This is a genomic window from Nocardioides terrigena, assembly GCF_003047265.1.
GTDB lineage: Bacteria > Actinomycetota > Actinomycetes > Propionibacteriales > Nocardioidaceae > Nocardioides > Nocardioides terrigena.
In genome coordinates, this window is sequence record NZ_PZYY01000008.1 from 125,404 (window position 1) to 151,710 (window position 26,307).

The 26,307-nt window shown below is 72.4% G+C and carries 23 protein-coding genes and 1 tRNA gene; 11 read left to right on the forward strand and 13 right to left on the reverse strand.

Annotated elements, in window-relative coordinates; all coding sequences use genetic code 11:
• Positions 1-312: 312 nt before the first annotated feature.
• Both DAE25_RS18140 and DAE25_RS18145 read right to left on the reverse strand, forming a co-directional pair.
• Positions 313-388 (reverse strand) — tRNA-Gly (locus DAE25_RS18140).
• 59 nt (positions 389-447) lie between these two features.
• On the reverse strand, positions 448-1,221 hold the full coding sequence (locus DAE25_RS18145; protein ID WP_107767549.1) for an SGNH/GDSL hydrolase family protein: 774 nt from the start codon (positions 1,219-1,221) through the stop codon (positions 448-450).
• A 54-nt stretch (positions 1,222-1,275) separates the two neighbouring features.
• On the opposite strand from DAE25_RS18145, the gene dcd reads away from it, so the two are divergent.
• Genes dcd through DAE25_RS18180 form a run of 7 tightly spaced genes read left to right on the forward strand, consistent with a single transcriptional unit; the run spans position 1,276 to position 7,507 of the window.
• On the forward strand, positions 1,276-1,851 hold the full coding sequence (gene dcd, locus DAE25_RS18150) for a dCTP deaminase (RefSeq protein ID WP_056886495.1): 576 nt from the start codon (positions 1,276-1,278) through the stop codon (positions 1,849-1,851).
• Positions 1,851-2,495, forward strand: coding sequence for a Pr6Pr family membrane protein (locus DAE25_RS18155; protein WP_107767550.1), 645 nt, complete (start codon positions 1,851-1,853; stop codon positions 2,493-2,495). Before dcd ends, DAE25_RS18155 begins: the two co-directional genes overlap by 1 nt.
• A gap of 45 nt (positions 2,496-2,540) precedes the next feature.
• Positions 2,541-3,599, forward strand: coding sequence for an ABC transporter substrate-binding protein (locus tag DAE25_RS18160; RefSeq protein ID WP_199907667.1), 1,059 nt, complete (start codon positions 2,541-2,543; stop codon positions 3,597-3,599).
• On the forward strand, positions 3,596-4,639 hold the full coding sequence (locus tag DAE25_RS18165) for a FecCD family ABC transporter permease (RefSeq protein WP_234411130.1): 1,044 nt from the start codon (positions 3,596-3,598) through the stop codon (positions 4,637-4,639). Before DAE25_RS18160 ends, DAE25_RS18165 begins: the two co-directional genes overlap by 4 nt.
• A 5-nt stretch (positions 4,640-4,644) precedes the next feature.
• The gene (locus DAE25_RS18170; protein WP_107767578.1) at positions 4,645-5,700 is read left to right on the forward strand and encodes a FecCD family ABC transporter permease; all 1,056 of its coding nucleotides are present in this window, start codon (positions 4,645-4,647) and stop codon (positions 5,698-5,700) included.
• Positions 5,697-6,539, forward strand: coding sequence for an ABC transporter ATP-binding protein (locus DAE25_RS18175; protein WP_107767552.1), 843 nt, complete (start codon positions 5,697-5,699; stop codon positions 6,537-6,539). The genes DAE25_RS18170 and DAE25_RS18175 overlap by 4 nt, the downstream gene beginning before the upstream one ends.
• Positions 6,536-7,507 (forward strand): siderophore-interacting protein, encoded by a 972-nt coding sequence (locus DAE25_RS18180; protein WP_234411131.1) that lies wholly within the window; start codon positions 6,536-6,538, stop codon positions 7,505-7,507. The genes DAE25_RS18175 and DAE25_RS18180 overlap by 4 nt, the downstream gene beginning before the upstream one ends.
• A 123-nt stretch (positions 7,508-7,630) precedes the next feature.
• Here the strand turns inward: DAE25_RS18180 and DAE25_RS18185 are convergent, their stop codons facing one another.
• The 5 genes from DAE25_RS18185 to DAE25_RS18205 form a co-directional block, all read right to left on the reverse strand.
• Positions 7,631-8,452: a DUF4097 family beta strand repeat-containing protein gene (locus DAE25_RS18185; protein WP_107767553.1), complete on the reverse strand. Its 822-nt coding sequence runs from the start codon at positions 8,450-8,452 to the stop codon at positions 7,631-7,633.
• A gap of 84 nt (positions 8,453-8,536) precedes the next feature.
• The gene (locus DAE25_RS18190) at positions 8,537-9,076 is read right to left on the reverse strand and encodes a pilus assembly protein HicB (protein ID WP_107767554.1); all 540 of its coding nucleotides are present in this window, start codon (positions 9,074-9,076) and stop codon (positions 8,537-8,539) included.
• A gap of 296 nt (positions 9,077-9,372) precedes the next feature.
• Complete coding sequence (locus DAE25_RS18195; RefSeq protein ID WP_199907668.1) at positions 9,373-13,416, reverse strand: (Fe-S)-binding protein; 4,044 nt, start codon at positions 13,414-13,416, stop codon at positions 9,373-9,375.
• Positions 13,417-13,938: 522 nt separating this feature from the next.
• Positions 13,939-14,688: an IclR family transcriptional regulator gene (locus tag DAE25_RS18200; RefSeq protein ID WP_107767555.1), complete on the reverse strand. Its 750-nt coding sequence runs from the start codon at positions 14,686-14,688 to the stop codon at positions 13,939-13,941.
• A 33-nt stretch (positions 14,689-14,721) separates the two neighbouring features.
• On the reverse strand, positions 14,722-15,543 hold the full coding sequence (locus DAE25_RS18205; RefSeq protein WP_107767556.1) for a hypothetical protein: 822 nt from the start codon (positions 15,541-15,543) through the stop codon (positions 14,722-14,724).
• A 168-nt stretch (positions 15,544-15,711) separates the two neighbouring features.
• Here DAE25_RS18205 and hutH point away from each other — a divergent pair, with 168 nt between their 5' ends.
• Entirely contained in the window at positions 15,712-17,271 is a 1,560-nt protein-coding gene (gene hutH, locus DAE25_RS18210; protein ID WP_107767557.1) for a histidine ammonia-lyase, read from the forward strand.
• The gene (hutU, locus tag DAE25_RS18215; protein ID WP_107767558.1) at positions 17,268-18,923 is read left to right on the forward strand and encodes a urocanate hydratase; all 1,656 of its coding nucleotides are present in this window, start codon (positions 17,268-17,270) and stop codon (positions 18,921-18,923) included. The genes hutH and hutU overlap by 4 nt, the downstream gene beginning before the upstream one ends.
• A gap of 59 nt (positions 18,924-18,982) precedes the next feature.
• Here the strand turns inward: hutU and DAE25_RS18220 are convergent, their stop codons facing one another.
• The 6 genes from DAE25_RS18220 to DAE25_RS18240 form a co-directional block, all read right to left on the reverse strand.
• A complete protein-coding gene (locus DAE25_RS18220) occupies positions 18,983-20,296 on the reverse strand; it encodes an MFS transporter (RefSeq protein WP_199907669.1) in 1,314 nt (437 codons plus the stop codon).
• A gap of 116 nt (positions 20,297-20,412) precedes the next feature.
• Complete coding sequence (locus DAE25_RS23620; RefSeq protein WP_199907670.1) at positions 20,413-20,556, reverse strand: hypothetical protein; 144 nt, start codon at positions 20,554-20,556, stop codon at positions 20,413-20,415.
• Between the two features lie 91 nt (positions 20,557-20,647).
• Positions 20,648-21,919 (reverse strand): phosphotransferase family protein, encoded by a 1,272-nt coding sequence (locus tag DAE25_RS18225; RefSeq protein WP_107767560.1) that lies wholly within the window; start codon positions 21,917-21,919, stop codon positions 20,648-20,650.
• 22 nt (positions 21,920-21,941) lie between these two features.
• Entirely contained in the window at positions 21,942-22,805 is an 864-nt protein-coding gene (locus DAE25_RS18230) for an HpcH/HpaI aldolase/citrate lyase family protein (protein ID WP_107767561.1), read from the reverse strand.
• Positions 22,806-22,809: 4 nt separating this feature from the next.
• Complete coding sequence (locus DAE25_RS18235; RefSeq protein ID WP_107767562.1) at positions 22,810-23,874, reverse strand: HpcH/HpaI aldolase/citrate lyase family protein; 1,065 nt, start codon at positions 23,872-23,874, stop codon at positions 22,810-22,812.
• 75 nt (positions 23,875-23,949) lie between these two features.
• On the reverse strand, positions 23,950-24,516 hold the full coding sequence (locus tag DAE25_RS18240; protein WP_107767563.1) for a DnaJ family domain-containing protein: 567 nt from the start codon (positions 24,514-24,516) through the stop codon (positions 23,950-23,952).
• Positions 24,517-24,608: 92 nt separating this feature from the next.
• Between DAE25_RS18240 and DAE25_RS18245 the strand changes: the two genes are divergently transcribed.
• Both DAE25_RS18245 and DAE25_RS18250 read left to right on the forward strand, forming a co-directional pair.
• Entirely contained in the window at positions 24,609-25,400 is a 792-nt protein-coding gene (locus DAE25_RS18245) for a DUF427 domain-containing protein (RefSeq protein WP_107767564.1), read from the forward strand.
• 10 nt (positions 25,401-25,410) lie between these two features.
• Entirely contained in the window at positions 25,411-26,082 is a 672-nt protein-coding gene (locus DAE25_RS18250; RefSeq protein ID WP_199907671.1) for an MOSC domain-containing protein, read from the forward strand.
• The last annotated feature ends 225 nt before the right edge of the window (positions 26,083-26,307 follow it).

Below are 26,307 nucleotides of genomic sequence, written 5' to 3' on the forward strand. Positions count from 1 at the left end.
CGGAAACGGGTTAAGGCCCCGCCGGAATCCGTGGCGGAGCTTCTTGTGAACTGGAGCGGATGACGAGACTCGAACTCGCGACATCGACGGTGGGCTGAGTGTCGCGCTCGGCGCGACACACTGACCTCTGGGAAAGACTGGAGCGGATGACGAGACTCGAACTCGCGACATCGACGGTGGGCTGAGTGTCGCGCTCGGCGCGACACACTGACCTCTGGGAAAGACTGGAGCGGATGACGAGACTCGAACTCGCGACATCGACGGTGGGCTGAGTGTCGCGCTCGGCGCGACACACTGACCTCTGGGAAAGACTGGAGCGGATGACGAGACTCGAACTCGCGACATCGACCTTGGGAAGGTCGCGCTCTACCAACTGAGCTACATCCGCAGGATGCGCCGGAATCGTACCCGACCACCACCGGTCCCGTACGACGGGCGCACCGGCTCTCAGTCGGCCGGCAGGTGGAGCGGGGCGAGGGCGGGGCGTCGGGCGCTGACGCTGTCGCCCGAGGAGCGCCCGGTGAGGCGACGGTGGATCCAGGGTGCGAGGCACTCGCGGGCCCACGCGGCGTTCTGCGCCCAGGCATCGCGGCGACCGGGCAGCGCGGCCTCGGGCAGGTCCTCGACGGAGAGGTCGTGCGGGACCTCGAGGGCGTCCAGCACGGCGATCGCCATCCGCTGGTGGCCGAGGGGGCCCATGTGCATGCGGTCGGCGTCCCAGTAGCGCCAGTCGCGGTAGTCGTGGATGCGCCAGAAGTCGACGACGGTCGCCCCGTGCCGGTCGGCGGCCCAGCGGACGTGCTCGGTGTAGAGCGCGAAGCGGCCCCGCAACGGGCGATAGATCGCGGAGTGACCGGGGTCGAAGGCGGTGAAGACCAGGAGGCGGGCGCCGGTGTCGGCCAGCCGCCCGAGCGCGGCGTCGTACCGCTCCGCCAGGGCGTCGAGGTCGACCTGCGGCCGGAGGATGTCGTTGGCCCCGGCGTAGACCGTGACAAGGTCGGGGCGCAGCGCGATGGCGGGCTCGACCTGCTCGGCGATGATCCCGTCGAGCTTCCGCCCGCGGATCGCGAGGTTGGCGTAGCCGAAGTCGTCGGTGCGGGCGGCCAGCACCTCGGCCACCCGGTCGGCCCAGCCGCGCAGGCCGTTGGGGCGGGTGGGGTCGGGGTCGCCGACGCCCTCGGTGAAGGAGTCGCCGAGGGCGACGAAGCGGTGGAAGGTCACCCGACCATTGTCCAGACCGGGTGGTACGCCGCGCGCAGGCCCTAGGCTGCCTCCGTGCTGCTCTCTGACCGCGACATCATCGCCGAGCTCGACCAGGGACGGATCGCCCTCGACCCGTGGGACCCCGAGATGCTCCAGCCCTCGAGCATCGACGTGCGCCTCGACCGGTTCTTCCGGGTCTTCGAGAACCACAAGTACCCGCACATCGACCCGGCGGCCGACCAGTCCGACCTCACCCGCGAGGTCGAGCCGGAGGGCGACGACCCGTTCATCCTGCACCCGGGCGAGTTCGTCCTCGGGTCGACGTACGAGGTCGTCAGCCTGCCCGCCGACATCGCCGCCCGCGTCGAGGGCAAGAGCTCGCTCGGCCGCCTCGGCCTGCTGACCCACGCGACCGCCGGCTTCGTGGACCCGGGCTTCAGCGGTCACGTCACCCTCGAGCTCGCCAACGTCGCGACGCTGCCGATCAAGCTCTACCCGGGCATGAAGATCGGCCAGTTCTGCTTCTTCCGGCTCACCTCGCCGAGCGAGCACCCCTACGGCTCGGAGAAGTACGGCTCGCGCTACCAGGGCCAGCGCGGCCCGACGCCGAGCCGCTCGTTCCAGAGCTTCCACCGCACCAAGATCTGATGGGCCGCGGCCCGGCCTGGCACCTGGCGACGGCGCTCGTCGCGACCTTCGCGGTCCTCTTCCAGCTGGTGCTGGTCTGGCAGGGCAACGCCGTCCTCGACGAGGTGGACCCGCCGGCGTTGGGGGAGCGGCTGGTCCGCTTCGTCGGCTACTTCACCGTGCTGTCCAACATCCTGGTCGCCCTCGTCACGTGGACGCTGGCCCTCGGCCGGGACCGGGACACGGAGGGCTGGCGCGTGCTGCGCCTGACGTCGCTGGTCGCGATCGTCGTGACGGGGGTCGTGCACTGGTTCCTGCTGCGCCCGATCCTCGACCTGTCCGGCGCGGACTACCTCGCCGACAAGCTGCTCCACGTCGTCGTACCCCTGCTCACCGTCGTCGGCTGGGTGGCCCTCGGCCCGCGCGGACGGATCCGCGGGCGCGACGTGCTCACCTGCCTGGCCTTCCCGGTCGTGTGGCTCGCCTACACGCTGGTCCGGGGTGCGGTCACCGGCTTCTACCCCTACCCGTTCCTCGACGTGGACGAGCGTGGGTACGCCGCCGTGGCGGTCGCCTGCGTCGGGATCGCGGTGCTCTTCGTCGCCCTCGCCGGCGTGGCCTGGAAGGTCGACCAGAAGATTTCTTGGGCCCCCCAAGGTAGGTAAGGGAATCCTAAGTTAGGCTGCCCTCATTAAGGCTTGCCTCACTAGATGGAGATTCCCATGAACCGCGCCTCCCTGCGCACCACGGTCGCCGCCGCCACGATCGGCCTGGCCGCCGCGCTGCTGACCGGGTGCAGCACCGGCTCGACCTCGAGCGACGCCACGGCCAGCGAGCCGACCGCGACCACCTCGGCCGAGGCCGACGCCTTCCCGGTCACGATCGAGCACGCCTTCGGCGAGACGACCATCGAGGAGGAGCCCACCCGCGTCGCCACCCTCGGCTGGACCGACCACGACCACGCGCTGGCCCTCGGCGTCGTCCCCGTGGGCGCCACCAAGATCACCTGGGGCGGCAACGCCAACGGCTCCTCCGACTGGTTCGATGCCGCCCTCGAGGAGGCCGGCGCCGAGGCCCCGGTCCGGTACGACGACGCGGACGGCGCCCCGATCGACGAGGTCGCCCAGCTCGAGCCCGACGTCATCCTGGCCACCAACTCCGGCATCACCGAGGCGGAGTACGCCAAGCTCAGCAAGATCGCGCCGGTCGTCGCCTACCCGGAGTTCCCGTGGACGACCCCCTGGCAGACCTCGCTCGCGATGGTCGGCGAGGCACTCGGTCGCACCGACCTGGCCGCCGAGGCGGAGGCCGGGGCCATGGACGCGATCGACGCGGCCAAGGAGGACTACCCCGAGCTCGACGGGGCCTCGCTGATCTACGGCTACCTCACCCCGGCCGACCTCTCCACCGTCGGCATCTACGCCCCGCAGGACCCGCGCGTCGCGCTGCTGCGCGACTTCGGCATGGTCGACGCCGACGCGGTCGCCGGCGCGATCAAGGAGGGCGAGTTCTACGGCACCGTCTCCGCGGAGCGCTCCTCCGAGCTCGACTCGGACGTGCTGCTCACCTGGGTCGAGAAGCCCGGTGACGCGCAGACCTTCGTCGACGACAACCTGCTGGGCCAGATCCCGGCGATCGCCTCGGGCAACTTCTACGCCGAGTCGGACAAGGAGATCGCGATGGCCTCCACCAACCCGACCCCGCTGTCCATCCCGGTGGTCATCGACACCTTCCTCCCGAAGGTCGCCGAGGCGGTCACGGGCTCGTGACCTCGACGCCCGTCCTCGAGCACGGGGCGGAGGCCGGCCACGGGGCCACGCCTCCGCACCGGCTCGGCACGCCGACCGTGGCTGCACTCCTCGTGGGTGCGGTCGCGGTCGCGTGCGTGCTGTCGGTGGTGGTCGGCGCCCGGTCGATCCCGCTGGCGGCCGTCTGGGACGGGTCGCACCCGCTGCACAACATCTCCCAGGCCCGGGTGGAGCGGACCCTGCTCGGACTCGCGGTGGGCGCGGCCCTCGCCCTCGCCGGCGCGGTGCTCCAGGGCCTCACCCGCAACCCGCTGGCCGACCCGGGGATCCTGGGCATCAATGCCGGCGCCAGCTTCGCCATGGTCGTCGGGCTCTCGGTCTTCGGGGTCTCCGAGCTGCGCGACTTCCTCTGGGTCGCCTTCCTCGGCGCGGCGGTGGCCGCCGTGCTGGTGCACGTCATCGCCTCCGTCGGGCGCGACGGTGCCACCCCGATGAAGCTCGCCATCGCCGGGGCCGCCCTGACCGCCGCCACGACCAGCTGGACGACCGGCGTCCTGCTCGTCGACCGCCAGACGATGGAGACCTTCCGCTACTGGCAGGTGGGGACCATCGGGGGCCGCGACCTCAGCGTCCTGCTCACCGGTGCCCCGTTCCTGCTCGTCGGCGCGGCCCTCGCGCTGAGCGGCGCCCGGCTGCTCAACACGCTCGCGCTCGGCGACGACCTCGCCCGCGGCCTCGGGCGTCGTACGGCGATCGACCGGATCGTGCTCGGGGTGGCCGTGGTCCTCCTCGCCGGCACCGCCACGGCGCTCGCCGGCCCGATCGCCTTCGTCGGCCTCGTCGTGCCGCACGCCGTCCGTGCTCTCGTCGGCTCCGACCACGCCCGCCTGCTGCCCCTGTCCGCGCTGGGTGGCGCCGCACTGGTGGTCCTCGCCGACACCCTCGGTCGCGTCGTCCTGCCGCCCTCGGAGGTGCAGGTCGGGGTGATGGCCGCCGTCGTCGGCGTGCCCGTCTTCCTCCTGCTCATCCGGCGCGGCCGGTCCGGGAGCGGAGCGCTGTGACCGACATGCTCACCCCCACCGGGACCGCCGCCACTGCCGACGTCGACGCGCTCGAGGTCGTCCGGGCCGCCCGTCGTACGCCGCAGCGCCGGTACGCGCTCGTCATCGGCGGCCTGTCCGTGGCGCTCTTCGGTGCCTTCGCCGCCCGGGTGCTGCTCGGCGACTACACGATCACGGTGCCGGACTTCTTCCGGATCCTGACCGGCACCGACATCCCGGGCGCGACGTACATCCTGATGGAGAGCAAGCTGCCCCGCGCGGTGCTGGCCCTGCTCGCCGGCGTCGCGTTCGGCGTGGCCGGCGCGCTCTTCCAGACGACCCTGCGCAACCCGCTGGCCAGCCCCGACATCATCGGCGTGAGCCTAGGGGCCAGCGCTACGGCGGTCGTCGCGATCGCGCTGTGGGGATGGCAGGGGCTGCCGGTCTCGGGCGTCGCCGTGCTCGGTGCGATCTCGGTCGCCCTGGTCGTGCGGCTCGTCGCCGGCCCGCACGGCGGGCACCGGCTGATCCTGGTGGGGATCGGTCTCGCCGCGGCGATGCAGTCGGTCATCCAGTACGTCTTCACGCGGGTCGACGAGTACGACGCGCAGCTGGTCCTGCGGTGGCTCACCGGCAGCGTCAACGGTGTCGCCTGGCCGACGATCCGGCTGCTCGCCCTCGTGCTGGCGGTGCTGCTGCCCGTGACCTGGTGGCTGTGCCGGTCGCTGCGCGCGACCGAGCTGGGCGACGACACCGCCGCAGGCCTCGGAGTCTCGCGCACCCGCAGCGAGCTCCTGCTCCTGCTGGGTGTCGTGCTGGTCGCGGTCGGCGTCGCGGCGGCGGGGCCGATCGCCTTCGTGTCCTTCCTCGCCGGCCCGATCGCCCGGGCCCTCAACGGCGGGCGGACCACGATCCTCGGGTCCGCGCTCGCCGGCGCGCTCATCGTCGTCGCGGCCGACTACGTCGCCGACTACCTGATCCCCGACACCAACCTGCCGGTCGGCGTCGTCACCGGCGCCGTCGGTGCGCCGTTCCTGCTCTGGCTGCTCGTCCGCGGCCGCACCGGAAGGAGGGCGGCATGACCGCCACCCCCACCCATCCAGGCACCGGGACCTCCCGGCTGGCGGCCGCCGGGCTGACGCTCGGCTACGCCGACACCGCGGTCGTCCACGACCTCGACCTCCGGGTGCCGGACGGCAAGGTCTCGGTCATCGTCGGGGCCAACGCCTGCGGCAAGTCGACCCTGCTGCGGGGAATCGCCCGGTTGTTGAGGCCGCAGTCCGGTGCCGTGCTGCTCGACGGCGAGGTCATCCACCGGCAGCCCACCAAGCAGGTCGCCCGTGTCCTCGGCCTGCTGCCCCAGAACCCCGTCGCCCCCGAGGGCGTCACCGTCGTCGACCTCGTCGGTCGCGGCCGGCACCCGCACCACGGCACCTTCCGGCGCTGGACGAGCGCGGACGACGAGGCGGTCGCCGAGGCGCTCACGCTCACCGACACCCTCGGCCTGGCCGACCGCGTCGTCGACGAGCTCTCGGGAGGCCAGCGCCAGCGTGTCTGGATCGCGATGGCGCTGGCGCAGGGGACCGACCTGCTCCTCCTCGACGAGCCCACGACCTACCTCGACGTCGCCCACCAGGTGGAGATGCTCGACCTGCTCGCTGAGCTCAACGCCCGCCGCGGCACCACCATCGTCATGGTGCTGCACGACCTCAACCTCTCGGCCCGGTACGCCGACCACCTCGTCGCCCTGCGGGGTGGCCGGGTCGTCGCCGAGGGGACCCCCCGCGAGGTCGTCACCGAGGAGGTCGTCCGGGAGGTCTTCGGCCTCGACAACCGGGTGATCGACGACCCCGTCTCGCACACCCCGCTCGTGGTCCCCGTGGGCCGCCACCTCAGTGCCACCAACCAGGAGAACCGATGACTGTGACATCCGACCGACTGCCGATGCTGTTCTGCGAGGTCGAGGTCGTCTCCGCCGAGCGCCTCAGCCCGTCGTTCGTCCGTGTCGAGCTGGGCGGTCCCGGGCTCGCGGACTTCGGCGTGGACGGGCCGCGCTACGACCAGCGGATCAAGCTCGTCTTCCCCGACCCGCTGACCGGCGGCCTCACGACGGTCGCCGGGGCCGACGACTCGTGGTTCTCCACGTGGTTCGACCGGCCGGTCGCCGAGCGCGGCCACATGCGCACCTACACCGTCCGGGACGTCCGCGGCGCCGGTGCCGACACCCGGATCGTGGTCGACATCGTGCTTCACCTCGACGGCGACGCCGTGGGTCCCGGGTCGCTCTGGGCCGCGCAGGCCGCCCCGGGCGACCGGCTGGTGATGATGGCGCCGCGCCGTGGCTTCCCCTACGGCGGCATCGAGTTCACCCCCGGCCCGGGTGCCGAGGTGCTGATGGCGGCCGACGAGACGGCGGTGCCGGCGGTGTGCGCGGTGCTCGAGCAGCTGCCGGCAGCGGCTTCGGGCGCCGTCTTCATGGAGGTCCCGGAGACCGGGGACGTCGTCGACGTACGCCGCCCCGACGGCGTCTCGGTGACCTGGCTGCCCCGCAACGGCGCGCCCCTCGGGGAGCGCCTGCACGCGGCTGTCGTGGCCCACCTCGGGACGCCCGGCGCGGTCGTGGAGGTGCCCCCGGACGAGGTGGACCCCGACCTGTGGGAGACCCCGTCGTACTCCTCGTCGGGCGAGGAGATCGAGGCCTCCCGGACTGTCGGCCACGACCCTTCGGCAGGCTCGGGACGGCGGCTGGACGGCGTCTACGCGTGGATCGCGGGGGAGTCCAAGGTCGTGACCGGGCTGCGCCGGCACCTGGTGCGGGAGCTGGGGATGGACCGCAGCCAGGTGGCTTTCATGGGCTACTGGCGCCGGGGCGTCGCCATGAAGTCCTGATTCATGCCTTGCGGGTCCAGCGTCGGGCGGCGGCACGCTGCCGCTCGTCGCGGTGGTGCCGCGCGATCTGCTCGATCTCGGTCGTTCCGTACATGGCCTGCTCCTTCCTGGTCGGAGTGGATGTCATCGCTGCTGGAGGGTGATGTCGCCGGTGGCGACCTGTGCACGGACCTCGACGTGGTCCTGGCCCTCGGCCGGCTCGCCGGTGCCGCCCAGGTCGCTGTGGATGCTGCCGGTGACGGTGGTGATGTCGGTCCAGACGGGGGTGCCGGCGGGGATGCCGAGGCGGACGTCGCCGCTCGCCCCCTTGACCGTGAAGCGCCCGCGGCGGGCGACACCGACCTGGAGGTCGCCGCTGCCGGTGGAGAAGGACACGTCGTCGGTGCTCTCGCCGACGCGGACGTCGCCCGAGCCGGTCTTGACGGCGAGGCTGCCGGCGACCGAGTCGACGGCGACGTCGCCGCTGCCGGTGGAGAGGGTGAGCGCCGCGCCGACGCGGCCGACCCGGACGTCGCCGGAGCCGCTCTTGATCCGGCCCTCGCCCCGCAGCTCGGCGAAGCTCAGGTCGCCGCTGCCTGCCTGCACCTCGAGGGGGCCGCTCACCAGCTCCACGCTGAGGTCGCCGCTGCCCGTGGTGGCCCACGTGGCGCCGTACTCACCGAGGGCCCGGGTGTCCGCGCTGCCCGTCTTGAGCGCGAGCGCGCTGGCGGTCGGCAGCACGACCGAGACGGTGTAGCGACGGCTGCCGCCGCTGAGGAAGCCGGTGGTGCGGGGCGCCACCACGGCGATCTGGCCGTCGCGCTGCTCCACGACGACCTCGTCGGCGTGGTCGCCGGTCACCGTCACCGACGTGGTGTCGGTGTCGGTGGCCGTGACGTCGATGCGGCCCTTCCCCAGCTCGACGTACAGCTCGATGGGGTCCGGGGTGTCGAAGGTGTGGTCCATGGGGTGTCTCCAGGGTGTGCTCGGCCCGCGGTCCAGCCTGGGTGCTGGATCGCTGTGGCGCCGGACGGACGGTGCGGGTGCTGGTCAGAGCCAGCCGGTCATGCGGCGGTTGCCGCGGTTGCCTCCCTTGAAGGGGTCGTGGCCGAAGAACGGGATGCTCGAGAGGTCGATGTCCACGTTGATCGCGTGGTCGGAGGTGGCGGCCCGGATGACCGACACGAGCCAGGTGTTGAGGCTCTGGCCGCTGGTCGTGGCCTTCTCCTCCGCCCTGGTCTTGATCGACTCGGGGATGCGCAGGGTGACGCGGGCGAGGTCGCCCTCCTCGACGTCCTCGGGCCGGGGCGGGGTCGGCGGCGCGGGGGCGGCCGGTGCGACGCTCGTCGGCGCCACCTCGACCACGAAGTCGAGCTCGCGGCCGTTGAGCCGCACGTCCACGCCGCCCTGGGGCAGCTCGGTGCTGATCTCGGCCGCGGCCTGGGAGATGGCCTCCATGAGGGCCAACCGGGCGCTGGCGTCCAGCGCGTAGCTCAGGCGCTCGGCCACCTGGCGGGCCTCGTCGCCACCGGCCTCGGCGGCGGCCAGCAGGTCGCGGCGGAGGCTGTCGACGTACGGCGTGATGTCCATGCGCACCACTATGACATTACTATGACGTCATGACAAGAGCTTCTGGCGTCAGAGTGTTGTCATGCTGGTGCGGCGCGGCTCCTCCGCGGTCGGTCCGGCGCGCGTAGACACGCGGACACAACCCTCCGCTGCGGCCCGTTTGAGGCGTACGCCGGCGGGCCGGCCGGACTTGTGTCCGCGGGTCTACGACGACGACGGCTGCGAGCTGCCCGGCCGGGTACGACGAACGCGGCCGCCGGATGTCCGGTCGACCGCGTCCGTGGTCGTGCGCGGGTGGTGCAGGTGATGCGTGGTGCTCAGAGGTCGAAGAGCGACCCGGCCTCGTGGATGTCCACGTCGGTCTTCGGGGTGTGGGTGGCCCCGCTCGACGTCGGCGCGGGGGTGTCCGGCTGGTCGTCCGTCTCTGCTGCGGGAGCCTCCGCCTCCGGGGTGTCCGCCCGGACGTCCGCCGACTCGGTGGCCTGGGCGGGCTGCTCGTCGGCGGCCTCCGGCTCGGGCTGGGGCTCGTCCTGCCGGGCCTCATCCTGCTGGGGCGTCGCCGCGGCGGTCGCCCCGTCGGCAGGCTCGTCCTCGGCCGCGGCGACGGTCGCCGCCTGGCTGAGCGTCGCGCCGCCGGCCAGGCCGTCGGCCGTCGGCGTCTCCTCGGAGGCGCCCGTCGCCCCGGTCGCCGGAGCGGACTGCTGGTCCGACGGCGCCGGCGGCTCCTCCGGGGTGGCCTCGGGCGTCGCGGCCTGCGGCTCCTCGGTGGTGGCCTCGGACGGGGTGGCTGGGGCTGCGGCAGCCGGGGCTGCCACCGGGGTGGGCGCCTCGATGTCGAACAGCGAACCGCCCTCGGGGATCGACGTCGCGGGGGTGCTGGTCCGACCGGAGCTCGCGGCCGGGGCAGCAGTCTCCTCGGCCGGGACGTCCGAGACCTCGGTCGTCGGGCTCGCCACCTCGTCGGACGCCGTCTCGTCGGTCGGCGTCGAGTCCTTCGTCTGGGCGGCCGCCTCGTTGGTCGCCTCGTCGTCGGTCGCCGGGGGCTCCTCCGGGGTGGCTTCGGGCGTCGCGGCCTGCGGCTCCTCGGGGGTGGTCGCCGGCGCGGCTGCGGGTGCCGGTGCCGGTGCCGCGGGGGCCTCGAGGTCGAAGAGCGACCCGCCCTCGGGGATCGAGGTGGCCGGGGTCGAGGTCGCTCCGGACGACACCGGTGCCGGTGCGTCAGCCACCTTCTGGGTGGGGGTGGGGGTGGCTGCCTCATCGCCGGCGGGCGTGTCGGCCGTGTCGGTCTCCGTGGGCGGTGCCTCAGCCACCTCCTGGGTGGCCGTCGAGGTGGCTGGCTCACCGCTCGGCGCGGGCTCGGCGGCGATGTCGAAGAGCGAGCCGGTCGAGCCCAGGGCGGCGGAGGGTGCGGCCTTCGCCGGGGCCGGCTGGGCCGGGGTCTCGGTGGAGGAAGAGGCCTCGGCACTGTCCTCGGGCTGGGCCGCAGGGGCGGGCTTGGCCGGGGCCGGCTCGTCGGCGGTCAGGTCGAAGAGCGAGCCACCGGAGCCCAGGTCGGCCTGCGGCTTGGTGGCCGGCTTCTCGGCGGGCTCTGCAGGAGCGGGGGTGGCCGCGGCGGGCTCTGCCGCCGTGGACTTGTCGGCGGGCTCGTCGCCACCGAGGTCGAAGAGCGAGCCACCGGAGCCCAGGTCGGCCTGGGGCTTGGCGGCAGGCTTCTCGGCGGGCTCCGCAGGAGCGGGGGTGGCCGCGGCGGGCTCTGCCGCCGTGGACTTGTCGGCCGGCTCGTCGCCACCGAGGTCGAACAGCGACCCGGACTCCTCCTTCTTCGGCGTCCCGGACGCGCGGGTCGCGTCGGAGGGGGTGTCGGCGACGGACTTCTGGGGTGCGGTGTCCGAGCTCGAGTTGTCGACGTCGAAGAGTGACGAGCCGCCGGACGCCTTGGCGGCGGGGCCGACGCCCGCGGTCTCGGTGACCGTGTCCGCGGTGTCGGTGACGTCACCCGGCTCCGGCTCGGCCTTGGTGGCCACGTCGGTGTCGGTCGCGGCGGCGCCACCCGAGGTCGCGCCGGCCGAGGCGGCCCCGGCGGCCGCAGCGGCGGCCGGCGCGGACGTCGTACCGGGCCCGGCCTTGGTGGCGGGCTCGCCCTTGACCGAGGCGAGCAGCATCTGCGCGACGTCGAGGATCTCGACCTCCTCGCGGGCGTTGCCCTTGGCCTGCTCGGAGGTGAGGCCGTCGGAGAGCATCACGCGGCAGAAGGGGCAGCCGACCGCGATCTGGTCGGCACCGGTGCCGACGGCCTCCTTGGTGCGGTTGACGTTGATCCGCTCCCCGATGTTCTCCTCCATCCACATGCGGGCACCACCGGCACCGCAGCAGAAGGACTTCTCGGAGTTGCGCTCCATCTCGGTGAACTCGGCGCCCGGCAGGATCTGGAGCAGCTCGCGCGGCGGCGAGTAGACCTGGTTGTGGCGGCCGAGGTAGCAGGGGTCGTGGTAGGTGATCGAGCGCTTCGCGGCACCGGCGCCGTCCTGGATCGGGGTCAGCTTGCCCTCGCGGACGAGGCGGTTGAGCAGCTGGGTGTGGTGCACGACCTCGAGCTCGATGCCGAAGTCCTTGTACTCGTTCTTGAGGGTGTTGAAGCAGTGCGCGCAGGTCGAGACGACCTTCTTGACCTTGTACTCCTTGAAGGTCTCGACGTTCTGCATGGCCAGGCCCTGGAAGACGAACTCGTTGCCGGCGCGACGCGCGGGGTCACCGGTGCAGGTCTCGCCGTTGCCGAGCACGCCGAAGGAGATGCCGGCCATGTCGAGCAGCTCGGCGACGGCGCGGGTGGTCTTCTTCGCGCGGTCCTCGTAGGCGCCCGCGCAGCCGACCCAGAACAGCCAGTCGACGGACTCCAGCGACTCGAGGTCCTCACCGACGACGGGCACGTCGAAGTCGAGGCCCTTGGCCCAGTCCATCCGCGCCGTGGACGACATGTTCCACGGGTTGCCCTTGTTCTCCAGTCCCTTGAAGAGCTGGTTGAGCTCGGCGGGGAAGTTGGCCTCGACCAGCACCTGGTAGCGGCGCATGTCCATGATGTGGTCGACGTGCTCGATGTCGACGGGGCACTGCTGGACGCAGGCGCCGCACGAGGTGCAGTTCCACAGCACGTCGGAGTCGATGACGGCGGTGCCGTCCTCGGGCATGTAGAACCACTCGTCACCGGTGTCGCCGACCAGGGGACGGGCGACCTCGCGGGCCAGCACCTCGTCCTTCTCCAGCAGGGCGGTGGCGGCCTCGCTGCCCTCGCCTCCGGCCTGGACGTACGGCGCCTTGGCGTACGCGTGGTCGCGCATCGCGGTGATGAGCAGCTTGGGCGAGAGCGGCTTCTCGGTGTTCCACGCGGGGCACTGCGACTGGCAGCGACCGCACTCGGTGCAGGTGGTGAAGTCGAGCATGTTCTTCCACGAGAAGTCCTCGACCTTGCCGACACCCAGCGTGGAGTCCTCGTCGAGCTCCTCGATGTCGTCGAGCGTGACCGGGACGCCCGCGGAGGTGAGCGGCTTCATCGCACCCAGCGCGGTGGACCCGTCGGACTCGCGCTTGTAGAAGATGTTGAACCACGCGGTGAAGCGGTGCCAGGCCACGCCCATGGTGATGTTGCGGGCGATGACGATCAGCCAGGTCATCGAGACGAGGATCTTGACCATCGCGAGGAAGTAGACGAGGTTCTCGAGCGTCCCGAGCGACAGGCCGGACCACAGCTCGCCGAGCCACGCCGTCGTGGGGAAGTGCAGGAGCCCGTTGTGCTCGGCGGCCTCCGGGTGGTCCGCGAGGTACGACGCGTTGTTGAGCAGGGCGTACTCGATCGTGCGCAGCAGGATGCCGAGCAGCACGACGCTCAGGATCACGGCCTCGACGAAGTAGGCCTGCCAGAAGTTCGACCCGAAGAAGCGCGACTTCCGGCCCAGGCTGCGGGGGTGGTTCTTCTGCCGCACCGCGATCAGGTAGACGATGCCGATCAGGGTGAGCCACGACAGCAGCTCGACGGGCCACTCGTAGACGATCCACGTCCCGATCACCGGGAAGGCCTGGTGGGCGTCGAAGATCAGCAGGTAGGCGCCGAAGACGAGCGAGGACAGGAAGATGAAGCCCGCGAAGACGAACCAGTGCATGATGCCGATCCACGTCCACTGGAGCATCCGGGTGTGACCCAGCGTCTCCTTGAACATCGTCGCCAGCCGTCGGCCCGCCTGGTCGCTGCGCGTGGTATCGGGCCCACCGGTCCGGATCACCGCCAGCATCGAGCGGATGGCCTGGACGGCGAGTCCGACCGCGACGGCCGTGATGGCCAGCGAGACGACGATCGCGATGATCTGCATGAGGGGTTGCTCCTCGGTTTCGGCGGGTCCGACGTGCCGTCGTGCGGACGTCTGGCGAGCGTAGTGCCGCGGCGCGCCCGGAGCTCGCCGCATCTCGCGTACCCGGAGGATCCTACCTGTCGGTAACTTCACCCGTGGAGGTGAGAGGGGTCACTCGCCGCCGGGCCCCGGGTCGTCCGTCCGGGCTCCGGCGCCAGTCGCGGCGCGGTGACGTCCCCAGCTTTGTTACCAACTGGTGGATCTGTGGTGGGAGAGCCGTTGAGGGCTCCTTGCGAGTGTTGACCCATCGAGATCGCAGGCTTCGGCCACGCGAGGCGCTCGAGCAGCACCACGGATCCGGGGGGGTCCGCGGCACGGGAACATGGGCCCGTTCCGCAGTCACGGTGTCACCTCGATCGCAGACAAGAGACAACGCCGGGTGGTCATCGACCACCCGGCGTTAGTCGTCTCCGGGGATGGTCGCGGGAGGGCCCGTCAGCCGCCCAGGCCCTCTGCGGGTCAGCCGCCCAGGCCCTCTGCCGGTCAGCCGCCCAGGCGGCGTGTCAGCGACTGCGCCGTCGCCCGGACGGCGCCCGCCAGGCGCTCGCGGTCGACGTCCTCGTCGACGGGGAACGTCACCGCCACCCCGGCCACCGGGTGCTGGTTGTGGTCGAGCACGGGCGCGGCGACGCTGGCCAGCCCGGGGCTGACCTCGCCGTCCTCGACCGCGTGACCGCGCTGCCGCGCCTCCGACAGCACGGTGCGCAGGGCGCCGGGCGAGGCCGGCCCGGTGCCCACCCGGTCCACGAAGCTGGCCCGGTCGGGGTAGAGCGCGCGGACCTGGCTGGCCGGGAGCGACATCAGGATCGCGCGGCCGCTGGCGGTGAGGTGGGCGGGCAGGCGGACCCCGACGTCGGTGACGAGCGGCGGCCGGCCGGGTGCCCGCTCCTCCAGCACGTAGAGGACGTCACGACCGTGCAGCACCGCGAGGTGTCCGCCGTGGCCGGTGCGGTCGACCAGGGCGGCGAGCGGCCTGCGCGCGATCCGGCCGAGCGGCTCCTGCCGGGCGTAGCCGGTGCCGACCTCGAACGCCGCGACGCCGAGGCCGTAGCGGCGGTCGTCGGCGAGGTGCACCACGAAGCCCTCGTCGATCATGGTGTTGACGAGGTGGTACGCCGTGCTGCGCGGCAGGTCGCACGCGCGCATGATCCGGTCGAGGGGCACCGGATCGGGCTGACTGGCCAGGAAGCGCAGCACCCGCAGCGCGCGCGACGCCGCCGGGACCTGGCTCATGGCGCCACATCCTGCCCGATCCGGACGCGTCGCTCAGGCTCGGTGCGAGCCTCCGGTGGTGCCACCGGCCGTCCCGTCGCGCTGGTCGGGGTCGGTCCAGTCGGGCTCCGGGGCCGCGTCGGGGTCGATGCGCCGGCCGGGCGTGGTGGGGGTCTCCGACGTGGAGGAGTCCGTCGAGGTGGTCTCGGAGTCGCGGCTGTCGAAGATCGTCTCGGGGTCGCTCGTCGTCGCGTGCTCGTCGCGGGCGCGCTCGTCCGTGGCGTGCGTCGTCGTGGGGTGCTCGTCGCGGGCGGGCTCCTCGGCGACGTGCTGCTCCGTGGGGTGCTGCTCCGTGGGGTGCTGCTCGGTGGGGTGCTCGTCCACCGCTCCGGACGAGGTGGAGGTCCGGTCCACCCGCCCATCGGTGTGGGCGGCGCTGTCCGCGGCGTGCGTCCCCATCGATGCGCCCGAGGGGTGCGGGTCCGCGGCCTCGGGCTCGGTGCGCTCGGCGGCGTGGGAGCCGGGCGTGTAGTCCTTGGCCTTGTGGTTGACGTCGGGGTCGAGCCGGTCGGCGGCGCGGATGCGGTCCTCGTGGAGTGCCTCCTCCTGCGCGACCGCGCCCCGGGCCTCGCGGGCCCGCTCCTCGGCGCGCTCGGCCTCGAGCCGGACCTGCTCGGCGCGGGCCTCCTCCGCCTGGGCCTTGGCCTGGGCCTCGGGGATCACGGCCGCCTTGGCCTCGGCCTGCTCGCGGATCTCGGCCGCACGCGCCCGGTTGTCCTGCTGGCTCCGCTTGCGCATCGACGAGACGATGAACCCGATGATGGCCAGCGCCGCCACGGCGATGACGACGATCCAGATGATCTGCTCGGTGGTCACGGTTGCTCCTTCGTCCCGTACGACGACCTCGGGCGGCGCCGTACCTCCCGTCACCCTAGGCGCGTGTCTCGTCCGCGAGATACCTCCTCCGGGAGGAGGTCTCGGATCCGAGACGAGGCCGCTCGTCGGGCCCTGTCGCCCGCAGCCGCCGAGGGATTGGATGAGGTCATGAGCCACACCCCCTCCTCTCCGGCCGTGACCGTCGGCACCGGACCCGTCTCCTTCGCCGACGTCCTCGCGGTCGCCCGCGACGGCGCGGCCGTCCGGATCGGCGACGACGCACTGTCGGCCATCGACCGCGCCCGTGCGGTCGTCGACGAGCTCGCTGCGGCGCCCACGCCGGCGTACGGCATCTCGACCGGGTTCGGCGCCCTCGCCACCCGGCACATCCCGACCGAGATGCGTGCCCAGCTGCAGCGCTCGCTGGTGCGCTCGCACGCAGCCGGCTCCGGGCCCGAGGTCGAGCGCGAGGTGGTCCGGGCGCTGATGCTGCTGCGCCTGTCGACGCTCGCGACCGGGCACACCGGCGTACGCCGCGAGACCGCCGGACTCATGGCCGACATGCTCTCGGCGGGCATCACCCCGGTGGTGCGCGAGTACGGCTCGCTGGGCTGCTCCGGGGACCTCGCCCCGCTGTCGCACTGCGCCCTCGCGCTGATGGGGGAGGGCGAGGTGCGCGACGCGTCCGGCACCCTCCTGCCCGCCGCCGAGGCGCTTTCCGCTGCCGGGCTCACCCCCGTCGAGCTCGCCGCCAAGGAGGGTCTGGCCCTCATCAACGGCACCGACGGCATGCTCGGCATGCTCGTGATGGCGATCAGCGACCTGCGGATGCTGCTGCGCACTGCCGACGTCGCCGCCGCGATGAGCGTGGAGGGCCAGCTCGGCACCGACCGGGTCTTCGCCCCCGAGCTCCAGGCGATCCGCCCCCACCCCGGCCAGGCCCTCTCGGCCGCCAACCTCACCGCGCTGATGGCCGACTCGGCGATCGTCGCCTCGCACCGCACCGGCGACTGCAACCGCGTCCAGGACGCCTACTCCCTGCGCTGCTCGCCCCAGGTGCACGGCGCGGCCCGCGACACCGTCGAGCACGCCGCGACCGTCGCCGGTCGCGAGCTCGCCTCCGCGGTCGACAACCCGGTCGTGCTCGCGGAGGAGGGTCGCGTGGAGTCCAACGGCAACTTCCACGGCGCCCCGGTCGCCTACGTGCTCGACTTCCTCGCCATCGTGACGGCCGACGTCGCCTCGATCAGCGAGCGGCGTACGGACCGGTTCCTCGACAAGGCGCGCAGCCACGGCCTCAACCCGTTCCTCGCGAGCGACCCCGGCGTCGACAGCGGTCACATGATCGCGCAGTACACCCAGGCCGCGATCGTCTCCGAGCTCAAGCGCCTCGCCGTCCCGGCCAGCGTGGACTCGATCCCGTCCAGCGCCATGCAGGAGGACCACGTCTCCATGGGCTGGTCGGCCGCCCGCAAGCTGCGCCGGTCCGTCGACGGGCTCACCCGGGTCGTCGCCATCGAGGTCCTCACTGCCGCTCGCGCCCTCGACATGCGTCAGCTCGAGCCGTCGCCGGCCACCGGCGCCGTCGTACGCCTCCTCCGGGAGTCCGGGGTCGAGGGCCCGGGCCCCGATCGCTACCTCTCACCCGAGATCGAGACGGCCGTCTCGCTCGTCGCCAGCGGTGCGGTCCTCGAGGCCGCCCAGTCCGTGATCGGAGAACTGCAGTGAACGATCGCCTGCCCATCCACGCCGCCACCGGCACCGAGCTGTCCGCCAAGTCGTGGCAGACCGAGGCGCCGCTGCGGATGCTGATGAACAACCTCGACCCGGCCAACGCCGAGCGGCCCGAGGACCTCGTCGTCTACGGCGGCACCGGCAAGGCGGCCCGCAGCTGGGAGGCGTACGACGCCCTGGTGCGGACGCTGCGCGACCTCGAGGACGACGAGACCATGCTCGTGCAGTCCGGCAAGCCCGTCGGTGTCATGCGCACCCACGAGTGGGCGCCCCGCGTGCTCATCGCCAACTCCAACCTCGTCGGCGACTGGGCCAACTGGGAGGAGTTCCGCCGGCTCGAGGACCTCGGGCTCACGATGTACGGCCAGATGACGGCCGGTTCGTGGATCTACATCGGCACCCAAGGGATCCTCCAGGGCACCTTCGAGACCTTCGCGGCGGTCGCGGACAAGCGGTTCGAGGGGACGCTCGCGGGCACCATCACCCTCACCGCGGGGCTCGGCGGCATGGGTGGCGCCCAACCGCTCGCGGTGACGATGAATGACGGCGTCGCCATCTGCATCGAGTGCGACCAGGCGAGGATCGAGCGGCGCATCGAGCACCGCTACCTCGACGTGCAGGCCGACTCGCTGGAGCAGGCGCTCGAGCTCGCCGTCGAGGCGCGCGACGCGCGGCGGCCCCTCTCGATCGGGGTGCTCGGCAACGCGGCCGAGATGCTGCCGGCCCTGCTCGAGCAGGACGCCCCGATCGACATCGTCACCGACCAGACCTCCGCGCACGACCCGCTCTTCTACCTGCCGGTCGGCGTGCCCTTCGAGGAGTGGCAGGCCCAGCGGGAGGCCGACCCGGCCGGCTTCACCAAGGCCGCGCAGGCGTCCATGGCCACGCACGTGCGGGCGATGGTGGAGTTCCAGGACAAGGGTGCCGAGGTCTTCGACTACGGCAACTCGATCCGCGACGAGGCTCGCAAGGGCGGCTACGACCGGGCCTTCGAGTTCCCCGGCTTCGTCCCGGCGTACATCCGACCGCTCTTCTGCGAGGGCAAGGGCCCGTTCCGCTGGGCGGCGCTGTCCGGTGACCCCGCCGACATCGCGGCCACGGACAAGGCGATCCTCGAGCTCTTCCCCGACAACGAGCGGCTCCACAAGTGGATCACCATGGCCGGCGAGCGGGTGGCCTTCCAAGGCCTGCCCGCGCGCATCTGCTGGCTCGGGTACGGCGAGCGCCACCTCGCCGGGCTCAAGTTCAACGAGATGGTCGCCTCGGGCGAGCTCAAGGCTCCGGTCGTCATCGGTCGTGACCACCTCGACTGCGGCTCGGTCGCCTCGCCCTACCGCGAGACCGAGGCCATGCTCGACGGCTCGGACGCGATCGCCGACTGGGCGCTGCTCAACGCGCTGGTCAACACCGCGTCGGGCGCGAGCTGGGTCTCGATCCACCACGGCGGCGGCGTCGGCATGGGTCGCTCGATCCACGCCGGCCAGGTGTGCGTCGCGGACGGCACGCCGCTGGCGGCCGAGAAGATCGAGCGGGTGCTCACCAACGACCCCGGCATGGGAGTCATCCGGCACGTCGACGCGGGCTACGACCGCGCCGGCGAGGTGGCCCGCGAGCGCGGCGTACGGATCCCGATGCAGGAGGGCTGACGGCGAGCCGCGAGGCGACGTGACTCCCGCTGTCGACCCGGAGCTGCCGCCAGCGGCGGTCAGTCGGTGACGGCCGGCTCGCCGGTGGCGGGGTCGGTGTGGAGGGTTGTGTCGCCCGCGGTGATGCCGTTGACGGTCGGTGAGATCGAGCGCTCGAGGACGAGCGCGAGCACGCCCATCAGCGCGCAGCCGGCCACCAAGAGGAACACGAAGCCCCACGACCAGCCGTGGTTGAGCATGAAGCCGGCCGCGACGGGACCCAGGATCGTGCCCGTCTGGAAGGCGCCGGCGTTGACGGCGTTGTAGCGCCCGCGCAGGTGGTCGGGTGCCATGTCGTTGGTGATCGCCGGGATGGTCGGCTGGAGCAGCGTCTCGCCGAGGGCGAACACGAAGTTGAAGGCCAGCACGCCGAAGGCCGCGGCGGCGGTGCCGGGCACGAGACCGGTGAGGCCGAGCACCAGCCAGGCTGCGGCCCACAGCACGGTCATCACGACGAGGACGCGGGTGCGGCGGTGGCCGCTGATGCGGCGCAGCACGAAGAACTGGAGCAGCACGATCGTCGCGGTGTTGACCGCGAAGCCGATGCCGATCACCCGCGTGGAGACCTCGCTGACGGTGCGCGCGAAGGCGGGCAGCCCGGCCTCGATCTGGCCGTAGCCGACGAACGTCCCGAGGAAGGTGAGCGCGGTGAGCCACAGCACGACCGGCTGGCGCAGGATGGCGAGGTAGGAGCCCTCCGACTCGTCGGCGTCGTGGGGGCGCTCGGCCCGGCCGTGGACGTGGCGCAGCGGGCCGAGGAGCAACGCGATCGGCACCAGCATGCAGGCCGCGTCCGCGAGGAAGATCGCGGTGAAGGTCGCCGGGTCGCCGACGTCGGCGTAGAAGCCGCCGATGATCCCGCCGACCCCGATGCCGAGGTTGACCAGCGCGAAGTTGATGCCGAAGTACTGCTGGCGTGTCTCCCCGGTCGTCACGGCCGCGACCATGGCGTTGAACGCCGGCCAGGAGACGCCGAAGTTGAAGCCGAGGAACACGAACCCGACGGCGAACTCCAGCGGGGTGGACGCGAAGGCGATCAGCGTGCAGCCCACGACCTGGGCACTGGTGGACATCAGCAGCATCCGCCGCGCGCCGAAGCGGTCGGTGAGGGCCCCGGCCGGCCCGGTGACTGCCAGAGCCACCACGGCGATGAAGGCCATCAGCAGGCCGGCGAGGTCGAGGGAGATGCCCCGGACCTCGTGCATGTAGATGATCGTGAAGGGGAGGGTGAGCCCGCGCCCGAGGGTCTGCACCACGACCGTGGACAGCAGCCAGCGGGCCTCCACCGAGAGGGAGGACCAGAAGGCGCGCATGCCCGGTCGTGTCGTGCTCACGGGCAGATCTTCACCCCTCGCACCGACACTCCACGAATCCCTGCCCCCGGACATGACGGTGGCCCGGTCCCCACGAGGGGAACCGGGCCACGTGGTGTCGTGATCCTGGTGTGGTGCTACCAGACCCGGCGGCTGTTGCCGCCGATCGGCACGAAGTTGAGGATCAGGCCGACGACCAAGAGGATCGCGCCGATGGTGGTCAGGATGGAGATCTTGGCCACGAGGCCGACGATCAGAAGAATCAGGCCGAGTACGACCATGGGTGCTGCCCTCCTAAGAGGTCTCACTTTGAGACCGACCAGCCACATTGCACGATATGCGGACGAAACGCCAACACCCGCACGGGTGGGACTACTCCAAAAGGGTGAGGTCGCGCCCGCGGAGCTCGGCCACCTTCGCGGGCAGGGCGCGCAGGATGTCGGCCACCACCCCGCCGAGCTCCCAGCGTGATCCGGGCTCGGTGGAGCTCACGATGTCGTCGAAGGTGATGGCCTGGAAGACCAGGTCGGCGAGGCGCGCCAGGACGAAGGCGCGGTCGATGTCGACGTCGGGGTACGCCGCGCGCCACGGCTCGGCGTACGTCGCCCGGAGTGCGGGTCCGTCGGGACCGGACTGCTCGAACTGCGTGACGTGCGACGCGTCGAGGAACGGGTGGCTCACGCAGCCGTCGGTCCAGTCGAAGATCCGGAGCGACCGGCCGTCCCACGCGACGTTGCCGAGGTGCAGGTCCCCGTGGCTGAGCGTGTCCGGCACGCCCGCCGACCAGAGCTCCCGCACGAGGAGCTCCACGTCGGCAGCGCACCCCCGGACGGCCGCGAGCTCGTCGTCGCCCAGCAGCGGGAGCTCGATGCTGCCGGCGAGGACCCGGTGGAACCCGGCCAGCGTCTCGTCGACTCCTCGGCCTCGGCAACCGCCCGCGAGGAGGTCGTCGACGTGCCCGACCGCCGCCAGCTGGGCGGCGGCCCAGCGTCGTACGACCTCGAGCGCGGCGCCGTCGGCCCGGTCCGCGTCGTCCGCACCGGTCATCGGCTCCATCAGCAGCCAGCCCTCCGCCTCCTCGACGGCCACCAGGGTCGGGACCAGGTCCGGGAAGAGGCCCGCCACGGTCGGGTGCACGCGCGCCTCGGCCCGGAAGTGCTCGCAGGGCGCCTTGAGCCACAGGTCGCCGGCATCGGTGACGACGCGGGCGACGGCGGAGATGCTCCACATCTTCACCGGGACGAGCGGGCCGGTGCGGCGCCGACCGGAACCGGCCAGGACGCCGTCCACCCAGGCCTCCACCCGGTCGAACCACCCCGGGCGGTACCAGCCGGGCCGGGCGTCGGGGGTGTGGGCCGGGTCCAGCTCGGTGACCGCGCGGCCCACCGCCTCGGCGACCACGGGGTCGGCCACGTCGCCCGGGAGGACCAGACGGCCGGAGGGCGCCGCGCCGCGCCGCCCGACGACGTGCACCTTCCGGCCGTCGGGCAGCTTCGCCGTCGGGGCGACGGCGATGTCGGCGCCGACCAGCACCAGGGCGGTGGCGAGGGTGCTCTCGTCCTCCGGGTCGACGAACGACGGCAGGGTCCCCGCCGCGTCGACGAGGACCCGGCCCTCGTGGAGGAGGGCGACGTGCTCGGTCATGGCGCCGAGCGTGCCACGCGGCTCAGCCCTGGAGCGACCGGATTGCCTCGTGGATGGCCAGCGTGCGCTCGGCCGACTCGACGTGCAGGGCCTCGATGAGGCGACCGTTGTGGGTGACGACGTGGGACGTGCGGCCCTCCCAGGCCTCGAGGATCCCGCGGGCCGTCTCGATCGCCTGCTCGCTGGGGGCGAAGGCCTCGTTGGCGCCCTCGACCTGGCCGGGGTGGATCAGCGTCTTGCCGTCGAAGCCCATCTGCCGGCCCTGCGCGCACTCGGCGAGGAAGCCCTCGGTGTCCTTCACGTCGTTGTAGACGCCGTCGATGATCGCCTTGCCGGTGGCCCGCGCGGCGAGGAGGGCGAGCGAGAGCCCGGCCAGCACCGGCGCGCGGCCGGGCACGTGCTCGGCGTACAGCTCCTTGACGAGGTCGTTGGTCCCCATCACCAGCACGGTCAGGCGCTCGGAGGCGGCGGCGATCTCCTCGGCGTGGAGCATGGCGTAGGGCGTCTCGACCATCGCCCAGAGCTTGGTGTGCTCGGGCGCCCGGTGGGCCACCATCGCCTCCACGAGGGCGAGGACGGCGTCGGCGCTGTCGACCTTGGGTACGACGATCGCGTCCGGCCCGGCGGCGCACGCGGCCGCCATGTCGTCGGCGTGCCACGCCGTGTCGGCGCCGTTGATGCGGATCGTGAGCTCGCGGCGGCCGTAGTCACCGCTCGCGACCGCCGCGCACGCGGCCTCGCGGGCGGACTCCTTGGCGTCGGGGGCGACGGCGTCCTCGAGGTCGAGGATCAGCCCGTCGCAGGGCAGGGTCTTGGCCTTCTCCAGTGCCCGCTCGTTGGAGCTGGGCATGTAGAGGACGGAGCGGCGGGGACGGAAGTCGGTCATCGGGTCAGTCCTCGATCGTGATGGCGTCGTACTGGGCCTTGAGCTGCGGGTCGATCGCGGCCAGCTGCTCCGCGAGCTCGACCATCACCATGCACTGCTTGAGGGAGGCGTCGTCCTCCATCTTGCCGTCGAGCATGACGGCCCCGGTGCCGTCGCCCATGGCCGCGACGACCCGGCGCGCGTGCTTGATCTCGTCGGCGCTGGGGGCGAAGACGCGGTTGGCGATCTCGATCTGCTTGGGGTGCAGGCTCCACGTCCCCACGCAGCCCAGCAGGAAGGCGTTGCGGAACTGGTCCTCGCAGGCCACCACGTCGGCGATGTCGCCGAAGGGGCCGTAGTAGGGGTAGATCCCGTGCATCGCGCACGCGTCGACCATGCGGGAGATCGTGTAGTGCCAGAGGTCCTGCTGAAAAACGTCGCGGTGCGCCTCGGGCTGGTCCGGGTTGGCGTCCTGGCGGACGAGGTAGCCCGGGTGGCCGCCACCGACGCGGGTGGTCTTCATCCGGCGGTCGGCGGCCAGGTCGGCCGGGCCGAGCGAGAGGCCCTGCATGCGGGGACTGGCGCCGCAGATCTCCTCGATGTTGGCCACGCCGCGGGCGGTCTCCAGGATCGCGTGCACCAGGATCGGGCGCTCGAGGCCGGCCTTGGCCTCGAGCTGCGCGAGCAGCCGGTCGACGTAGTGGATGTCCTCGGCGCCCTGCACCTTGGGCACCATGATCACGTCGAGCTTGTCGCCGATCTCGGCCACCAGCGTGGTCAGGTCGTCGAGCACCCACGGGCTGTCGAGGGCGTTGATGCGGGTCCACAGCTGGGTGGGCCCGAAGTCTGTCTCCTGCGCGATCTTCACCAGACCGGCGCGGGCGGCCTCCTTGTTGTCGGCCTTGACGGCGTCCTCGAGGTTGCCGAGGAGCACGTCGACGGTGCCGACCATCTGTGGCACCTTGGCCGCCATCTTGGCGTTGGACGGGTCGAAGAAGTGGATCGCGCGGCTCGGGCGGGCCGGGATCTCGGTCACGGGCGTGGGTGCCCCGACGGCGAGCGGGCGGAAGAAGTCCTTGGCTGGGCGCATGGGGCGGAACCTATCGAAACCCGGTTACCAGCAGGTACGGCGTGTGGGATACCCGACACCGGCGGGGTCCGGCCCTCAGCGTCGGCGACCGAACCACCGGCGGGGCCGGGGCTCCGGCTCCTGGGCGGCGAGCGCCGCCCGCTGGGCCTCGACCCGCGCCGTACGACGCTCGCGCCAGGCCTCGACCTCGGCGTCCACGTCGCGCTCGGGCGTGATCACCGGCGGACCGCCGAGCAGCTGCATGCGGGCGCGGCGGACGCGGGCGTTGAAGGACTCGACCTCCTCGCGCACCTCGGACTCGGCGGTGATCCGGTCGAGACGCGCGGCCATCTCCGCGTCCTCCTTGCGCAGCTCGAGCGCGGGCGGCAGCACACTGATCTGCTCGCGCTCGACGAGCCTCTTGACCCACCAGTCGGGGTCGTGGTCCGTGCCGAGCCCCTCCAGCGGCTTGCCCGCGCCGGGCAGGTCGTCGAAGTCGCCGCGCTCGAAGGCGATCCGCAGCTGCTGCTCGACCCACTGGCCCTGGTGCTGGATGCGGGCGGCCGCCGCGGACTGTCCCGTCCGGTCGTCGCGGGCGCGCTCGTGCTGGCGCTGGTCCCCGGGCCGGTCGTGGCCGTCCCCGTGCTGGTCCTGCTCGGTCATGTCGTCACCTCCGAGGCCACCAGCGTAGGTCGCGGGCGGTCGTGCTTCCGAGGGTCTGGTCGACGGGCCGACTCCGGTGGCACACTCGATCGATGGGCAGGCTCCGCACCGAGCGGATCGACAAGTGGGTCCGCGGCCGCCTCGGCGACACGCTGGTCGTCGAGACGCGGGACCCGCTGCTGGTGTGGCCGGGCGCGTTCCCGCCGGTCTACGGGTTCGCCCTCACCGAGGTGGCCGCCGGCGTCCTGCGGCCCGCGAGCGGGTCGTCGTACGCAGGGGAGTGGTTCTTCGGTCCGCACCTCCCGGTCGCCCAGTGGTACGACGTGGTGGTCGACGACGCCGTGGTCGAGTGCGGCGCGTGGACGCTGGAGGACCTGCCGGAGCGGGTGATGCTCACCTGGGAGCCGGGCGTGCTGGCGTGGACCGAGGAGGACGAGCCGGTGGGCCTGCACGCGCGCGACCCGCACCAGCGCGTGGAGACCCTGCGGAGCTCGCGGCACGTCGAGGTGCTGGTCGGCGACGTGGTCGTCGCGGCCAGCGACCGGCCGGTGCTGCTGCTGGAGACCCGCCTGCCGACGCGCTACTACCTGCCCCGCGAGGACGTCCGCCTCGGGCTGCTGGAGCCCACCGAAAACGCCTCGGCGTGCCCCTACAAGGGGACGGCCGACCGCTACTGGACCTTCCCCGGGCCGCCCGAGCTGGTCAACGTGGCGTGGTCGTACTCCTCTCCGCTGCCCGCCGTGGCCGAGATCGCGGACCGGATCGCCTTCTACAACGAGCTCGTCGACCTGCGGGTCGACGGGGTCCTGCTCGAGCGCCCGGAGTCACCGTTCAGCAGGGCCGAGCAGCGGCCGGGCGGGGAGCGAGGGGTCCGGTCCGCCTAGGGTCGTCCTCGTGGCCACCGACCCCGCCGTCCTGTCCGTCAACGTCGGCGCGCCCGCCGTCCTCCGGGAGGGGCGGGCGCCCACCGGGATCGGCAAGGTCCCGGTCGACGCGATCGACGTCGCGGACCCGGGCCGCAAGCGGCGCGGGCCGTCGGGGGAGGGCTTCTCCGGGGTGGCCGGCGACTTCATCGGCAGCGGTCACCACCACGGCGGCGCCGACCAGGCGGTCTACGCGTTCGCCCGCGAGGAGCTCGACCACTGGGAGCGCGAGCTCGGACGCACGATCGCGCCGGGGCTCTTCGGGGAGAACCTCACCACCGTCGGGCACGACGTCGACGCCGCCGAGCAGGGGGACATCTGGACGGTCGGCACCGCCGTGCTGCGGGTGTCCGCGCCGCGGGTGCCGTGCGCCAACTTCGCGTTTCGCATGCAGGAGCGGGCATGGGTGCGCCGCTTCGCCGAGCGAGGTCGCGGCGGGTGCTACCTCGCCGTCGAGCAGGCCGGCCGGATCGAGCCGGGTGACCAGGTCGTGGTCGAGCGGTCCGGCTCCGGCCTGGCCATCCCGGTGCTGCTGGCCGCGTGGATGGGGGACCTCGACGCGGCCCGCGAGGCGTTGGGCCACGACGGGCTCGATGGCGAGAGCCGCGGGCACTTCACCCGGTTGCTCACCAAGCGCGCCTGACCCCTTGCTCTCTCCCCGCGCGTAGTTGGGGACGATCCGGTCGGACTTCCGGCCGTCGGCCCCACCACTTCGTCCCAAACTACGAGCCCTTTCTCGGGGTAGTCCGTGACGAACGGACCCCGGATCGGCGGGCGGGTTCTAGGGAGTGATGCAACACCTCGATGTTGAGGAGTTGTTGTCATGGGTCGTCCGAAGCATCCACGTGAGTTCGATCGACGGTTCTGG

Coding starts and splice junctions, on each gene's coding strand:
- DAE25_RS18155 (WP_107767550.1), top strand. CDS start 1,851: ATGGGCCGCGGCCCGGCCTGGCACCTGGCGACGGCGCTCGTCGCGACC.
- DAE25_RS18160 (WP_199907667.1), top strand. CDS start 2,541: ATGGAGATTCCCATGAACCGCGCCTCCCTGCGCACCACGGTCGCCGCC.
- DAE25_RS18170 (WP_107767578.1), top strand. CDS start 4,645: ATGCTCACCCCCACCGGGACCGCCGCCACTGCCGACGTCGACGCGCTC.
- DAE25_RS18175 (WP_107767552.1), top strand. CDS start 5,697: ATGACCGCCACCCCCACCCATCCAGGCACCGGGACCTCCCGGCTGGCG.
- DAE25_RS18180 (WP_234411131.1), top strand. CDS start 6,536: ATGACTGTGACATCCGACCGACTGCCGATGCTGTTCTGCGAGGTCGAG.
- DAE25_RS18185 (WP_107767553.1), bottom strand. CDS start 8,452: ATGGACCACACCTTCGACACCCCGGACCCCATCGAGCTGTACGTCGAG.
- DAE25_RS18190 (WP_107767554.1), bottom strand. CDS start 9,076: ATGGACATCACGCCGTACGTCGACAGCCTCCGCCGCGACCTGCTGGCC.
- DAE25_RS18195 (WP_199907668.1), bottom strand. CDS start 13,416: ATGCAGATCATCGCGATCGTCGTCTCGCTGGCCATCACGGCCGTCGCG.
- DAE25_RS18200 (WP_107767555.1), bottom strand. CDS start 14,688: ATGAGCCAGGTCCCGGCGGCGTCGCGCGCGCTGCGGGTGCTGCGCTTC.
- hutH (WP_107767557.1), top strand. CDS start 15,712: ATGAGCCACACCCCCTCCTCTCCGGCCGTGACCGTCGGCACCGGACCC.
- DAE25_RS23620 (WP_199907670.1), bottom strand. CDS start 20,556: ATGGTCGTACTCGGCCTGATTCTTCTGATCGTCGGCCTCGTGGCCAAG.
- DAE25_RS18225 (WP_107767560.1), bottom strand. CDS start 21,919: ATGACCGAGCACGTCGCCCTCCTCCACGAGGGCCGGGTCCTCGTCGAC.
- DAE25_RS18230 (WP_107767561.1), bottom strand. CDS start 22,805: ATGACCGACTTCCGTCCCCGCCGCTCCGTCCTCTACATGCCCAGCTCC.
- DAE25_RS18235 (WP_107767562.1), bottom strand. CDS start 23,874: ATGCGCCCAGCCAAGGACTTCTTCCGCCCGCTCGCCGTCGGGGCACCC.
- DAE25_RS18240 (WP_107767563.1), bottom strand. CDS start 24,516: ATGACCGAGCAGGACCAGCACGGGGACGGCCACGACCGGCCCGGGGAC.
- DAE25_RS18245 (WP_107767564.1), top strand. CDS start 24,609: ATGGGCAGGCTCCGCACCGAGCGGATCGACAAGTGGGTCCGCGGCCGC.